This window comes from Ottowia caeni (assembly GCF_050821495.1).
Lineage (GTDB): Bacteria > Pseudomonadota > Gammaproteobacteria > Burkholderiales > Burkholderiaceae_C > Ottowia > Ottowia caeni.
Window position 1 is genome coordinate 2,376,627 of sequence record NZ_CP151080.1, and the last position, 15,209, is coordinate 2,391,835.

Annotated in this window: 9 protein-coding genes; 3 read left to right on the plus strand and 6 right to left on the minus strand. The window is 52.9% G+C overall.

Translation table 11 applies throughout. The features are described 5' to 3' along the window. Window positions 1–24: 24 nt before the first annotated feature. From AAAK34_RS11530 to AAAK34_RS11540, 3 genes are read left to right on the plus strand one after another with little or no spacing between them, the layout of a single operon-like run. Complete coding sequence (locus AAAK34_RS11530; RefSeq protein WP_231693166.1) at window positions 25–5,394, plus strand: PAS domain S-box protein; 5,370 nt, start codon at window positions 25–27, stop codon at window positions 5,392–5,394. Next, window positions 5,394–5,852, plus strand: a complete 459-nt coding sequence (locus AAAK34_RS11535) for a response regulator (protein WP_231693167.1) — start codon at window positions 5,394–5,396, stop codon at window positions 5,850–5,852. Before AAAK34_RS11530 ends, AAAK34_RS11535 begins: the two co-directional genes overlap by 1 nt. After that, the gene (locus tag AAAK34_RS11540) at window positions 5,849–9,046 is read left to right on the plus strand and encodes an EAL domain-containing protein (protein ID WP_231693168.1); all 3,198 of its coding nucleotides are present in this window, start codon (window positions 5,849–5,851) and stop codon (window positions 9,044–9,046) included. Before AAAK34_RS11535 ends, AAAK34_RS11540 begins: the two co-directional genes overlap by 4 nt. Before the next feature lie 65 nt (window positions 9,047–9,111). Here the strand turns inward: AAAK34_RS11540 and AAAK34_RS11545 are convergent, their stop codons facing one another. The 6 genes from AAAK34_RS11545 to AAAK34_RS11570 form a co-directional block, all read right to left on the minus strand. Continuing rightward, a complete protein-coding gene (locus tag AAAK34_RS11545) occupies window positions 9,112–9,363 on the minus strand; it encodes a hypothetical protein (protein WP_231693169.1) in 252 nt (83 codons plus the stop codon). Then, window positions 9,363–10,652 (minus strand): TFIIB-type zinc ribbon-containing protein, encoded by a 1,290-nt coding sequence (locus AAAK34_RS11550; protein WP_431777289.1) that lies wholly within the window; start codon window positions 10,650–10,652, stop codon window positions 9,363–9,365. The genes AAAK34_RS11545 and AAAK34_RS11550 overlap by 1 nt, the downstream gene beginning before the upstream one ends. A 34-nt stretch (window positions 10,653–10,686) precedes the next feature. After that, a complete protein-coding gene (locus AAAK34_RS11555; protein ID WP_231693171.1) occupies window positions 10,687–11,850 on the minus strand; it encodes an SPFH domain-containing protein in 1,164 nt (387 codons plus the stop codon). A gap of 78 nt (window positions 11,851–11,928) precedes the next feature. Then, window positions 11,929–12,432, minus strand: coding sequence for a dihydrofolate reductase (locus AAAK34_RS11560; RefSeq protein ID WP_231693172.1), 504 nt, complete (start codon window positions 12,430–12,432; stop codon window positions 11,929–11,931). Beyond that, a complete protein-coding gene (locus tag AAAK34_RS11565; RefSeq protein ID WP_431777290.1) occupies window positions 12,429–14,234 on the minus strand; it encodes a tetratricopeptide repeat protein in 1,806 nt (601 codons plus the stop codon). The genes AAAK34_RS11560 and AAAK34_RS11565 overlap by 4 nt, the downstream gene beginning before the upstream one ends. Window positions 14,235–14,315: 81 nt before the next feature. Continuing rightward, window positions 14,316–15,140, minus strand: a complete 825-nt coding sequence (locus AAAK34_RS11570) for a thymidylate synthase (protein ID WP_231693174.1) — start codon at window positions 15,138–15,140, stop codon at window positions 14,316–14,318. Between the last annotated feature and the right edge of the window lie 69 nt (window positions 15,141–15,209).

The following is a 15,209-nucleotide window of genomic DNA, read 5'->3' on the forward strand; positions in this document are numbered from 1 at the left end:
TCTGCTGAGGGACTGGGTTGGCGCATGAACATCTCTCAAACTCTCCGATCTTCCTGGCTGCTGCTCACGGTGTGTGCTTTGGTCGGGACTGGGGTGTTCAGCCTGACGGGGCAGTGGCTTGGCGTTGACTCCTTCCGTCCCATGTTCCTTTTGCCTCAGGCAGCTTGGCTGTTGCTTGCACTGGGACTTCTGTTGTGCTTTACTTCTAAAGCATTGGTTTTTGAAGCTAGATTGCTCGCCGGCGCGTTAGTCGTTGTCGGCGGCTTTTTTTTTCTCAGAGACTTCAGTTCAGCATTATCGCTGAGTAGATTGGATATTCCGATCCTGCTTTGTGCAGCGGGTTATGTTTTCGCTCTTGAGCGTAAGCCCTCTACCCGACTGCTCGCACTCTTTCTTGGTGCCTGCATAATTCTCTTCGGAGTACTCGCACAGCTGTCCTATTGGGTGCCGGAACTGCCGCTTGCGGCGGTGTTTCAGTTACCCCTTCATTTGCCGGCAGGGACTATTGCTGCTTTGCTGCTCGTGCTCATGGGTAGTTCAATCATTTCTATTGCACTACCCAAGCATGAGTTCAAGATAAAGCTTCACAGAGTGGTCGTGGTGGCCGCCGTTGCGGGCTCCTTGGCGACGTGTTTTGCCTGGCTGGTCAGCTCCTGGCAGGCGAATTCAGGATTTGAAAAGCAGTCTGCGTTGCTACAGGGACAGACAGAGCAACTCATTAATCGAAGTGTAGAAAATAGAATTCAGCTGCTAGCAAGAATGGCTGCGCGTTGGCAGGTACTGGGCCGTTTGCCTGAGACTGACTATTGGAAGGTCGAAAGTGGAACTTACCTTTCAGATATAAAAGACTTGGAGGCAATTTTAGTTCTGAATCAGGATCTAGGCCCGCTACTTTCTGCTGGTCGGGATGATGCTCAAACTGCGCGAATTTTGAACCACACCCTTTCCCCTGACGCACGGAATTGGCTTGCGCGTCATCTCGCTAGGAACGTTGCTTTTTTTGGAAGCGCATCAGTTGTTACAGGTGAACCGTCTCGGTATGTGGTTGTTGGGGTTCCTGTAAGCGTCGGAACCAAGTCCGAGAGTTTGTTACTAGGCATTTTTGATTCGACTCGACTTTTCACCGTACTCGAGAGCGATCTTGGTTCGATGAGTCTACGAGTTCTCAAGGAAAACTTCCCGATTTATGAGTCAAAGGCCGGTCTTTTGAATCGGTCTAGTGCTTTGCTGAGCGAGCGGAAATTTTCTGTGTCGACGGCTGAGTCTGATCTGGGATGGGAAATACAGATTTTCCAGTCGTTCGATCCTTACTCTCTGACTGGCTCTCAAATGGCTCCGGCCTGGATCTTGATACTGGGTTTGGCCGGTACTTTCATGTTAATGTTGCACCAAGGTCGAACACTAGAATACGCAGAGCGTACAGGTGTTCTTGAAGCCAACCTGCAAAGGCAGTTGTTAAATCAGGAGTATAGGCAACGTATTATTGATCACTCGCTGGACATGCTTTGCACTATTGATCAAGCTGGACGCTTTATTGGAGTGAGTCCTGCTTCTTTTCGAATTTTGGGATACATTCCCGAAGAACTTCAAGGCCGGCGCTTCATGGACTTCGTGCACCCTGATGACCATTCAGAAACGGCCAAGCAGGCACAGTCAATACTCGATGGATCGCCCACTGTTTCTTTTCGTAATCGATATATTCATCGAGATGGTCATGTGGTTCATTTGCGCTGGTCCGCCGAATGGTCCGATGAAGAAAAAACGATCTACGCCATAGCACACGATACTAGTTATCTTGTTCTAAGTGAAGCGTACGACAAAGATCAGCGCAATGTTCTGGCGAAGATTTCACGGGGGCGTGAACTAAAGGAGATTCTTACCGATCTTTGTTTGATGCTTGAGAAACAGATTCAAGGGTCACGGTGCACGGTAATGTTGGCGGACGACGAGAAAAAAGCGTTGAGAGTGGGAGCCGCTCCAAATCTGCCTCCAGATTATCTGAAATTAATCGAGAACTTGGAGATTGCGCCTTCAGTGGGAAGTTGCGGGGCGGCGGCTTATTCCAAGCTTCCGGTCATCATCAAAGATATTCGCTCCCATTCGGACTGGGAGCGCCTGTGGCCGGCTGTCTCTGAGTTTGGGTTGGTTGCATGCTGGTCTATGCCAGTGCTTTCGGACTCGGGTGAGATATTCGGCACCTTGGCGGTCTATCATTTTGAAGCCTATGAACCGTCGGCGGAGCAGTTGGCTACCGTGGCGACAGCGGCAGAGTTGGCGGCTGTGGCCATTCAAAGAGCCAGGGATTTACATCGGCTCGAGGCGAGTGAACAGCGTTTTCGGTCTCTTTTCGTCAACAATCCGGACCCTGTCTACGCGTTTGACATGCAAGGCAGATACAGTCTGGCGAACGCGGCTGTTTCACATTTGGCCGGCAAGACCGAAGAGGAAATTATCGGGCTGTCCTGGGAAAGCGGCGTTGCGCGTGAGTCTCTTGAGGTGGTGCGCAGTCATTTGACTGCAGCCCAGCAGGGTGATCCGCAACGGTTTGTTCTGCAGGTGTACGACCAGAGCAATCGGCGCTGCACATTGGATGTGGCCTACATGCCGATCAGGGTCAACGGCCAGATTGAAGGCGTTTTTGGAATCGCCAAAGATATCACTGAGCGACAGCAGATTGCCGAAGCCCTTAAAGATGCGCTTGAAAAGTCGAATGTTCGAGCGCTTCAATTGCACGCCATGAGTCGCGCGGCTACCTCGGCAGCGAGGTACACCGACCAGAAAGCGTTGCTGAAGTACCTCGCCAAACAGGTAAGGTCCGTCGTTGGTGCCGACCGCTCTGTGATCAGTCTGGGCGTGGATCGCACTCAAATGGATTCAGTTAGTAGCGTTTCAGCTTCTTCGATGGAAGGTTCAGATGCTATTTTTAATGAGATTTCCTTAAGAGGTGATTTGTGCGCCAGAGTGTTTGATAGTGATCGCCCGGTCGTCTTGTCGAGGGCTGAATTGCAGTCTTACTCCGGGGGTGATTCGGAAAAATACCAAGTTGAGCACCCGAGTTTTAAAGGCGGTTGGCTGGGAATTCCTCTGATTGAAAGAAATGGGAATAAAATTGGATTATTGTGCCTCGCTGATAAATTTGAGAATGAATTCGACGGCGGCGATGTTGCGATTGCTCAGCAGTTTGCACAGATAACGGTCGCATTACTTGACAATAACCGTCTGTTTTCAGAGCTCTTGCAGGCGCAAGAGGTGCTCCGGGAACAATTGAATTTCACGCGTTTGATTACCCATAGCCTGGGAGAGTCTCTCATAGCGGTCAACCCTGAAGGAAAGATCACATTCGCCAACCCTGCGGCGAGAAAGCTTTTCAAGGGCGACCTTGACTCTGAAGCCGATCAGACCATAGATCAGAAGCTTCCCTTGCCTGAGTTCAAAGCATGGCATGAGTTGGCCGGCTCCTCTGGAGAGTTTCAAGGTGAAGTCACGCTAAATTACTTGCCGAACCCGTTGTATTCATTCGTCATTAGGCGCATGGGGGAAGGGTGGCTCATGTTGCTGCAAGATGTCACCCTGGAGCGTCAAGTGGCTAGGGCGCTGAGAGAAAGAGATCATTTTTTCGATCTCTCTCTAGAGATGTTTTGCCTTCTCGATCTCGAAGGGAAGTTCATACAGCTTAACCCAGCTTTTGCAGAAACACTCTATTATCAAATTGAGGAGCTAATTGGAACGTCCTACCTGAAACTCGTTTCAGAAGGCGACCGCGAGAAAGTGTTTAAGGCCGCTGATTATGTAATGAGTGGAGGGGTTATTAGAGAAATTATCTTGTCTGTTCGTGACGGAAGAGGTGATTTAAGAAAGCTTCAGGCCAGCGCAGCAATAGGCGAAGACAAGGTAGTGTACTGCGTCGCTCACGACATTACCGAGCGTTATGCGGCTGAACAGGAAATGCAGCGCATGAACTTGCTGCTGGGTATGGCCGGTAAATCAGCCCGGTTGGGCGGGTGGTCAGTTGAGACAGATGGGCGTGTCGATTGGTCGCCAGAGTTGAGTGCCATACTTGAGTACCCACCCGGCGTGGTGCCCCCTTTGGCTGATTCGTTGGCGCTCTATCATGCTGATGATCAGTCAACGGTTATTTCAACGCTGGAAGCAGTGCTAAAGGAGGGCGCTGCGGCGGACCTCACCGTAAGGATTCGCACGATCAACGGTCGTTGGTTGGACGTAAGGGTTACCGGTCAAGCCGTCCGAGACGATAGCGGCCAGATTATCAGGGCGATAGGCTCTGTGCAAGACATTACAGACTGGAAGCGCATGCAGTCGAAGGCTGATGAGCTCTCGAGCCGTCTGATGACCACTCTTGAAAGCATTACCGATGCGTTCTTCATGATGGATCGAAACTGGTGCTTCAGCTATGTCAACCAGGAGGCGGCACGCGTTCTTAAGACTGAACGGTCGAGTATGCTTGGGAACGAGGTATGGAAAGTGTTCCCGGGTTCCTACGAGTCGGAAATCGGTAAACGCTATCGCTCAGCCATGTCTGATGGCGTTGCACAGCATTTCGAGTCTTACTTCGAGCCCTTCGATGCATGGTACGAGGTGCACGCCTACCCATCTGGTGAGGGGCTTGCCGTCTACTTCAGAGACGTTACAGCCAAGAAGGCGGCAGATGCAGAACTGCGCCATACCATGCTAGAGTTAGAGCGCAGCAATAGGGAGCTCCAGGAGTTTGCCTACGTAGCTTCGCATGATTTGCAGGAGCCACTAAGAAAAATACAAACGTTCTCCGGGCGCATCAGCCAGCGAGCGTCGGTGCTTGACGAAGAAGGCAGAGACTACCTAAGCCGCATGAACTCTGCGGCATCAAGGATGCAATCTCTCATCATTGATCTGTTGAACTACTCACGAGTAGGAACCAGAGCACGCGAGTTCACTATAGTCAACATGCACCTGCTTTGTGCTGACGTTATTTCGGACCTCGAAACGGCTTTGAATGAAGGTGGTGCGAAGGTCGAAGTTGGCAGGCTTCCCGAAGTTCGGGGGGATGCTACTCAACTGAGGCAGGTTTTGCAGAATTTGATCAGTAATGCGATCAAGTTCAAGGCTGCCGGACGTTTGCCCATAGTCAGAATAGGCGCAGAAGACATTAACAAGGGTGGCTGGACCCTTTATGTTGCGGACAATGGCATTGGATTTAACGTGAAGTATCTGGACAGAATTTTTGCACCGTTCCAGCGCTTGCACGCACGAGAGGCATATCCTGGCACGGGTATTGGACTTGCTATTGTCAAGAAAATTATTGAACGCCACGGGGCGTCCATTACGGCGACGAGCCGGCCCGGTGAAGGCGCGACGTTTCGCATACGATTTCAATCGCCTTCGGAAGGGGATGTCTGATGATTGAACAGCTTGGCGTTCATATACTGGTGGCCGATGACGATCTCGACGATTGTTTTCTAACGGAGCAGGCATTTCGTGATGCTAGTTTTAAAAGCTCTCTTCATTTTGTGCACGATGGTGAGCAGCTGATGAGTTATTTAAGGCGTGAACCGCCTTACAATGATTCCGATAAATATCCTTTTCCTGGGTTGATTTTGCTCGATCTCAATATGCCATTGAAGGATGGAAGAGAGGCTTTACTCGAAATAAAGCACGATGCGGAGCTTTGCTCTATTCCTGTAGTGATCATCACAACGTCCTCGGCACAGGAAGACATAGAGCAGAGCTATGCAGAGGGCGTCAATTCGTACATAACTAAGCCTACCAGCTTTAACGGTCTGCAAGAGATGGTTCAAAGTGTGGGTCGGTATTGGTTGGAAACCGTAAGATTGCCGACTAAAGGCCCCGAATCATGAATGATACCCCCAGGGAGATAAAAGTCCTCCTCGTCGAGGACGATGAGGATGATTTTGTAATTATCGAAACGTTACTCAAGGAGGTTGGTGAGCTTTCAATCGCCCTGGACTGGGAAAGTGATTCCGATGAAGCCATTAAAAAGATAGTGGAACAAGATCATGATGTTTACGTGATCGATTACAGGCTGGGTGCACGAACGGGTTTGGAGTTGCTCACAGAGGCGCGTGCCATGGGGGTAGATAAGCCCTTCGTGCTACTGACTGGTTTAGGGGGTTCTACCTTAGATCGAGACGCGATAGATCTCGGTGCGGCAGATTATTTGGTAAAAGGAGAATTTGATGGAAGGCTGCTGAGCCGAAGCATTCGATATGCACTGGATCGACATCAGTCACAAAGAAAATTGGTGGATAGTGAAGCTCGCTATCGATTGCTGTTTGATGCCAACCCTGAAGCGGTCTGGGTTTATGAACTAACTAGCCAGAGGCTGCTGGCGGCCAACGCTTCGGCAAGCAGGTTTCTCGGATACTCAAGAGAAGAGTTGCTTCTCTTAAAAACCTCAGATATGCGAAGCGAGGAGGAAAATCTTCGCTACCAAGGTTTCAGGAGTCAGCATGTTGATTCAGTCGGTCAGCCCGTAGCTTTCGGTATATGGAAGTATCAGCAGAAGAATGGGCGTATCGTATATGCCGATGTATTAGAGAACAACATCGATTACGAAGGTCAACGGGCCTGTATGGTGGTGGCGATAGACGTCAGTGAAAAACTGGCAGCACACAGGGCGTTGGCGCGGCAGGAAGAAGTTTTTCGTAAGGTGCTAAGTGATGCCCGTGACGCCATATTCGTCGTCTCTGGAGATCAAGAGGTGTTTTACGCAAATCGAGCGGCTGAAGCATTATTTGAATCAACGTTGCGCGATTTAAAGTCTAATCCACCTTTATTTCCTGCTTCAGCTGGTCCTGTTTTTGAGTGGACGTATCAAACCCGAGCGGGACGCAAGATTAACCTAGAGGTTCAGCAATCAGACACAGAGTGGAACGAACGGCCTGCACGCATGCTTTCGGTGCGCGATGTTTCCGGACAGAAAGACTCACAGAAAGAGCTTCGACTCTTCAAGAGAGCTTTGGATTGTAGTTACAGTGGCGTCATTATTTCTGACGCACAGGATCCTGTCCTGCCAATTATTTATGTGAACCCAGCCTTTGAACGAATCACTGGCTACGCGAAAGACGAAATTGTAGGGCGGAACTGCAGATTTCTTCAAGGAGCTGAGAGGGATGAGTTAGCACTTGAAGAAGTTCGCCTCGGTCTTAAGCAGCATAGAGAGGTTAACGTCGTATTGAAGAATTTCCGTAAGGATGGTACTCCTTTCTGGAACGATCTCTATATATCGCCTATTTTAGATGAGAAGGGAGTGGTTTCACATTTTGTGGGTGTTCAGAATGATGTCACTGAACGAAAGCGTTTTGAGCAGGAGTTGAGCTATAACGCCAGTCATGACGTGCTCACGGGACTTCCCAATAGGGCAATTTTCGAAGACCGACTGCATCAGGGCTGTCAAATTTCTAATCGCTATGGGAGGAGGCTGGCGGTTCTTTTCATCGATCTGGATCAGTTTAAATTGATCAACGATTCGTACGGTCATGAGGTGGGTGATGCTCTTCTTGTGGAAGTCGCCAATAGGATCAAGAACTTGATCAGGCCTGGAGACACAGCGTCACGGCTAGGAGGCGATGAATATATAGTGCTTCTGCCTGATCTGGCAAAAGATGATGATATTGTTCCGGTGGTTGAGAGGCTGATGCATGCCGTGGGTCAGACTTATCACATAAGAAGTTTTCACCTTCACGTGACCCCTAGTATCGGCATTGCCCTGAGCGATGGTCACATGGAAGACCCCGTGCAATTGATTCAGCAAGCCGATTTAGCTATGTACAGGGCCAAGGAAGAGGGCCGGAATAATTACCAGTGGTACACCAGCGATCTGAATCGTCAGTTGATGGATCGCTTGAAGTTGCAGAGCGAACTGAAGAATGCACTCAAGAATGATGAGTTCGAGCTGCATTATCAGCCAAAGATTGACTCGCAGAGCGGTCGTGTCGTTGGACTGGAGGCGCTACTCCGCTGGCAACACCCGGAAAGCGGCCTTCTTTTTCCTGGTAATTTTATTTCGGTGGCAGAGGGTTCCGGGTTGATGGTTCCCCTTGGTCAATGGGTTCTCGATAAAGCATGCGCTCAGTTAAGTGAGTTGCAGCGTGATGGGTTGCGTGGCCTGACCGTGGCTGTGAATATCTCTCCAATGCAGTTCCAGAGGGTTGGTTTTCTGGAAAATCTTAGATCCGTTGTTGAGAAATACGCGCTTTCACCCGGAATGCTGGAGATTGAGCTTACTGAGTCTGTGTTGATTGATAACCTCGATCAAACGATTGCATGCCTGCATGAAGTGAAGAAGTTGGGCGTAAGTGTATCGCTTGACGATTTTGGTACAGGCTACTCCAGTCTGAGTTACCTCAAGCGCCTTCCTATAGATAAGATAAAAATTGACCGATCTTTTGTTCGGGATATTATTAGCGATCAACACGATGCAGCCATCACTCAAGCTATCATTGCCATGGCGCATAAGCTTGGACTCAGGGTGATTGCGGAGGGGGTCGAAACGGAGTCTCAGGTTGCATTCTTGCTTAATCACCACTGTGATGAGTTGCAAGGGTACTTTTTTTCAAGGCCTAAGACGTTTGATGATGTCAAAGTCTTTATGAGCGAGCGTAATTCGGTGGGGTTGTTCCTTCCTGCGGAGAATAAAGGCGCTCCTCTCACCTTGCTCTTGCTTGATGATGAGGAAAATATTCTACGCGCGCTTAGCAGGGTCTTGCGACGTGATGGCTATAAAATTTTATTGGCTACCAAGCCACGTGACGCTTTTGAATTACTCGCCAAGAACGATGTCCAGGTCGTTATTTCTGACCAGAGAATGCCTGAAATGAGCGGGACTACTTTTCTAAGCAAAGTCAAGGATTTGTATCCCGACACTGTTCGGATTGTGTTGTCAGGTTATTCTGATCTTAAGACGGTTACTGACGCGGTGAATCAAGGGGCTATTTTTAAGTTTTTGTCAAAGCCATGGGAAGACGAGCAGTTGAGGAAGGAAATTGCTCAAGGCTTTGTTCATGCCAAGAGCATGAGAATGCGGTATTGACTCGGGTTTGAATCGGCTCTTCAACCGCAGGCTACTGGCATGTGCCTGGTTTGTATGTCGAGCATTCACATGCGTTGGACACGCCTGCGGTAGTCGTGAACGTTATTGCCGCGAATTGCTGTTTCGCGTGTGCCTCGAACTTCACCTACTTTTCTATCTTCCTCAGCGCCGCTGATAGGCTGAGCCTTGATGTCGGTTTCACGTTCGAAATAGTGGGACTTGTCGGTGTTACGGTAGTAACGGTAGAGCAGCCAGTAGACCCCGGCGGCACCTGCGGGGCCTATGGCCAGTAAAGCGAGAATACTGTCGTTGTCCATTACGAGCGGGCTATCAGCCAAAGTGCGATGGATTCCAGTATGGTGCCCACGGTGAGTGCGGCCATGATCAGTTTCCACTGCTGCACGGGTACGCTGCCCATGGTCTCCCCGGTGCGTCCATTGACCGCGATGTAGTGCAGCATGCCGCCGTTGTGTCCAGGCTGATGGTAAGAGTAGAGCCAAACCGGCAGATACATCGCCACCCAGCGGGTTCCATGCACTTCCAGGCGCTCACCTTCCCAGCGCACGCCGCGTCCGTAGCGAACAGTTGTGGGGTGAACTTGTGCGCGTGCGATGGAAAGGAGCTGGTCTTCAAGTTTCGGGTGGAGTTGCTGAACGTTGCTGTCTCGCTTTTCGGAAGTGTAGCCAGCAAGATAGGAGGCGTTCCATTTGACCGCGTTCTTGGTGTCGAATGGCAAGATGGCGTTGATCACGTTGTTGGTGTTGATCTTGACATCCAGGCGCCCACGTTCCACATTGGATTCGAAGGTTAAATCGTCGACGATGAAGTCCACATGCCGCTGTATCTGGTAGACATCGGCGTCGTAGTAGGTCTTCTGATCCTTGCCTTGGCCTACTGTGTAGCGCCGCGTCTCGATTTCTCCAAAGCCGGTGACGTCGGCGCTCGCGTTTGCATCCACTACCATGTATGGCAGATACACACCGACCACGTTTTCAGGGGTGAACTCTTCCTTGAATGCCTTGAGCGCGAACAGCCTGCGCTTGCCTACGAACTGCCGGATGCGCGCAACGGAGTCTTGTTTCTTGATGTAGAAGGGGAGCACGGCGTCGGGTACCGAGCCGTTGGGGATCTGCTCGTTGACGCCAAGGAGGTGGCGACACCAGTGGCAACGCGCGGTCATGGCGTTTTCGGTGTTGATCACTACTTCGGCGCCGCATCCGCCGCACTTGAAGGTGCGCAAGTGTTCGGCATCTGTCTGAATGTCCTCGGCGCCAGAGGCTATCTGGGTGCCCTTGAGCTTTTCGATGCCGTCGCCGAGTCCAAACTCCTCTTCGACGCGCAGCCCCGTCCATTCGTGACGGCAGTACATGCAGATAAGTTTGTCGGAGCCTGCCCGGTGCCTGATTTCCGTGGCGCCGCATTTGGGGCACTGATTCAGGCCATCGCGGAGCTCGGTGGATGCCGTATCGATGGTCTCCGGGTCAGAAGCCAGTAATTCGTCTCGGATCGGTGGGGGCAGGGTCGATGGGTCTACCGGGAGCTGACCTGGTGGAGGAGGTACGTCTTGCGCCGACCCCGGCCCCGAAAGCGGAGGCGTGCTTGTCATGTATGTCAAGGCGACAGCTGGGGGAAAGGGCCACTCAGAGGCCTAGCACCTTGGCCTTCAGGGCGTCATAGTCGGCTTGTGTGATGAGGCCGGCATCGAGCATTTGTTTGGCCTTGGTGAGCTTGGCGATCGGGTCCTCGGCTGCCGGAGCTGGAGGTGCCACGGGCGCAGCAGCAGGCTGCTGCAAGCTGGCCAGGCCGCCGACTCCAGCGGTGGCCATGCCCAAGCCGACAAGGCCAGCGGGTCCACCTGTTTCACCTGCTGCTTGAATGCCGGCAGCGACCGAGGCCTGGAGGTTGGAGTTGCCACGTGCGCCGGAAAGCGCATCGGCACGTTGCACGTTTTTCAGCAGCTCCTTGGTATGCGCATCGTATTCAATCGAGACAATGGAGGTCTTGGAGATCACCAGGCCGCGACTGGATTTCCATTGATAAGCGCTTTCTACAGCGTCGGCCAGGCTTTGGGCAAAACCGACGGAGTCTTGCTGGATCCTTGTGATGCGATTGCCCTTGCCCGGGTCGTTCGTGTAGAGACTAAAAGCTGGCGCCAGCGAACCCACAACCTCATTGAAGAGCTGGTTGGCAGCGGCGTTTTCCAGATCGGTAAAGTCGAAAACCATGCCGGGTTGCAAGTAGGTGGCAGGTACGAAGTTCTTCACGAACAGAATCGGATCGACGATTTTCAGGGTGTAGCTGCCGCGCGTGATGGCGCCGACTTGTGCGTTCAGATAGCCATCATCCCAGTAGATTTCTGATTGTGTGCCGAATCGGTTGTCAGGCAGCTCTTTCAGGCAGACGAAGAAAGCGGCCTGCTGTGAGCCAGGTTGACCGCCAAACTTGAATCGTTCCCAGGACTGCTTGATGAGCGAATCGACCAGACTGCCTCCCGTGAAGATGGACTGGGAGTTGATGTCACTGGAGTTCCATTCATAGCCACCAGGCTCGGCAGCAAGTGCAGTGATGGCTCCGTCTTGCATCAACAGCAAACCGTAGCCTTCAGGCACGATGATTTTCGAGCCGTTCGTGATGATGTTGGCGGACGCCTTGGTGTTGGAGCCGCGCCCTGCGTTGGTGCCCCGAGGCGCTGCGGCGAAGAGCGCTGCTGTCGGTGGAAGGCCATCAGGCACGGTGTAGAAGTCTTTCCACTGGTCAGCCAGGCTACCGCTGACTGAGTCTATTGCTGCCTTGATGAGTCCCACTGCACGCTCCTTGTGAAAGTTTGTATGCTATATCAAAGAAACAACGGGGACCCTCAATTCAGGTGGCTTCAGGTGGCTTCAGGTGCTTTTGCGGTAGGTGACGAAACTCAGGCGCATCCCGTTCGCTGCAACCTGATCGTCACGTGACACGACGTGCCAGGATGTGTCGAGCGATGGCGCATAGGCATCTCCTTCGAAATCGGCATCGATCTCGGTCGCTACGATTTCTTGGGCCAAGGCGAGCGCCTGTGCATAGATCTGCGCGCCGCCAATAATCCAGATTTGCTTCTCATGCTGACACTGCCGCAAGGCATCTTGAAGGCTGACTGCGTGAATGGCTCCTTCAGCCTTCCAGTCTTCTTGACGCGAAATGACGATGTTGGTGCGGCCAGGCAAAGGGCGAAAGCGTGGTGGGAGTGAATCCCAGGTTTTGCGGCCCATGACGACTGGATGGTTCAGCGTGGTGCGTTTGAAGTGGGCCAGATCTTCAGGCAAGTGCCACGGCATGACGCCGTCTTTTCCGATCACGCCATTGCGTGCACGGGCGTAGATCAGGCCAATTTTGGGGGCGATGGGCGTCATGAGGATCTCACGTGTGGGCTCGGCGCCTGAAGGGGCGTGGTTTGCCACATGTCTGCGATGGCTCGCTCAAAATCTCGTGCGAATTGGCTGGCATCGAACAGGGGTGTGCTCTTCACTCTTTCGCGTAATTCGGTGCGAAGCTGTGCGAGTTCGAGCAGGTGTTCCATGCCCGCCTGGGCCCAGTGCACGGCGGTGGTGATGTAGTCTGCTTCGCTACTGGCTACCCACTCCGGCAGTCCCGCAACGTGCATGATGCTTTGCCCTTGTCGTCCCAGCATGCCGGGTTGCGCGAGCGTGAGTGTGGTCACACCCATCCAAAGTGCTTCTACGGTGGTGGTGCCACCTGGGTAAGGGAAGGTGTCAAGGACGATGTCAACTTCACCATACGCAGCGAGGTAGTCGGCACGGCTCTGGCTTCCAATGAGGTGAACGCGCTCCATTGGCAGGTCACAGGTTTTGAGCTGCTCTTCGAAACGGCTGCGAGCCTCGGGGTGATCGAGTTTCTTGCTCTGAATGCGCAGCCGCGTCATGGGTGCACGACGAAGGATCTCTGCCCAAGCTTTGAGCACCCGGTCATTAATTTTGGACAGAGCCTGGAAGCTTCCGAACGTGATGTGACCGCGCTCAAGTGCAGGCAACAGGGCCGCAGCCGGGGCGCTTGGGGGCGGCGTGAAGCAGTATCGAATGGAGGGCATCCGCCAGATGCGTTCGACGAATAGACCCTCTTCTTCAGGCGGAACGCTGATTGGATCGGCCAGTACGTAGTCGATCGCGGTTTGGCCCGTGGTGGAGAAGTAGCCGAGCCAGGATATTTGTAGCGGCGCCGGACGCAGCGCAAACAAGCTCTGGCGGTGCCCGGCGGTGTAGCCAGAGAGGTCGATCAGCACATCAATCTGATCTTGCCGAATCAGTGCGGCCGCGTCTTGGTCGTTGAGCGCTTCAATGACATGCCAGCTCGTGAACTGAGACCGCAGCTTTTCGGAAACCTGGTCTTCAAATATGTTGTTGCTGTAGGCGTACAGCGAAAGGCGTGTGCGGTCGAGTTGGGCAAGCACTCCTTCCAGAAAATACCCTACAGGATGCTCTCGTAGATCGGCTGAAACAAAGCCTACTCTGAGAGAAGATTTTGGCGGGCGTGCGCTTGCTGCAACACCTTGCGGCATGCGCGCAGAGGGTGACAGCCGGCGTGCAAGATCATGGTTCGCCTGGGGGCTGAAGTCTTCAACGTAATGGTGGGTGAACAGAAGATTGCTTAGCGCTTCCGGGTGGCCTGGGTTGAGTGCGAGGGCGCGCTGATAGCTGGCAAATGCGCGCTGAAAATCTTGCTGCCCTTGCAACAGTTGGCCAAGGGCAAAGTGGGTCTGGGCGTCGCGGGGTTCCAGGTTCAGACTGCGCTCGTAGCTTTGAATGGCTTCGTCCGGCCGATCGAGGGCTGCCAGTGTGACCCCTCGGTTCAGGTGCAGGCCTGCATGCCGGGGTTGAATCTGAATTGCGCGATCAAGCCACTCCAGGGCCTCTTGGTTGCGCTTGGCCTCCAGCATTAGATAACCCAGGTTGGCGAGGGCGTCTACATCGGAGGGGTTGCTCTGAAGGATGCCGCGCAGAATCTGCTCGCCTTTTTCGCTCTGTCGCGTCTGAATGGCCAGGATGGCCTGCAGCATTTGAACGTCGCGGACATGGGGCGCCATGCTGCTGGCCCGATCCAGCAGCGCCTGGGCTGACGTGAAGGAGCGCTGCTGCATGTGCAAGGATGCCTCTTGCAGTAGTGCGGGAAGAGGCGAGGCGGGAGAAATGGAACTCATTTAATCGAAAGTCAGCGCCGCGTGTATTCAAAGAAGAAAAGGCAAAAAATGCAAAAAACGGTACTAAGAACGTAAACACGCTTATACAGCCACCGGTGCCTTGATGGCGGGGTGATGCTCGTAGTCCTGGATCTCAAAATCGTCGTATTCGTAGTCGAAGATCGACGCGGGCCTTCGGCGTATGGAGAGCGTAGGGTAGGGGAAGGGTTGGCGGGACAACTGCTCTTTGACCTGCTCTTCATGATTGGAGTAGATGTGGCAGTCGCCGCCCGTCCAGATGAAGTCTCCTACCTGAAGGTCGCATTGCTGGGCCACCATGTGGGTGAGCAGCGCATAGCTGGCGATGTTGAAGGGCACGCCTAGGAAGATGTCCGCGCTGCGTTGGTAGAGCTGGCAACTGAGCTTCCCATTGGCCACATAGAACTGAAAAAAGGCATGGCATGGCATCAGGGCCATCTGATCCAGTTCGGCCACGTTCCAGCTGCTGACGATGATGCGGCGCGAATCCGGGTTCTTCTTCAGCGTGTCGATGACTTGGGCGATTTGATCGATGTGTCCACCATCGGGTGTGGGCCAGGAGCGCCACTGCACGCCATATACCGGTCCGAGGTCACCCGTTTCGGGGTTGGCCCATTCGTTCCAGATGGTGACGCCGCGCTCTTGCAGCCACCGTGCATTGCCGTCGCCGCGGAGGAACCACAAAAGCTCGTAAATGATGCTTTTCAAATGCAGCTTCTTGGTGGTGACCAGCGGAAAACCCTCGTTCAGGTCAAAACGCATTTGGTGGCCGAAGATGCTTTTGGTGCCTGTGCCGGTGCGATCGGCCTTGAAAACGCCGTGCTCGTGCACATGGCGCATGAGGTCTTCATACTGACGGCGGATCGGTCGGGTGATGGGCGTTGTCATAGGGGTGATTATCCGAGCAAAGAGATGCAGGGGAGAAACGGGGGTGATGCAGAAGAGATGTAGGACAGA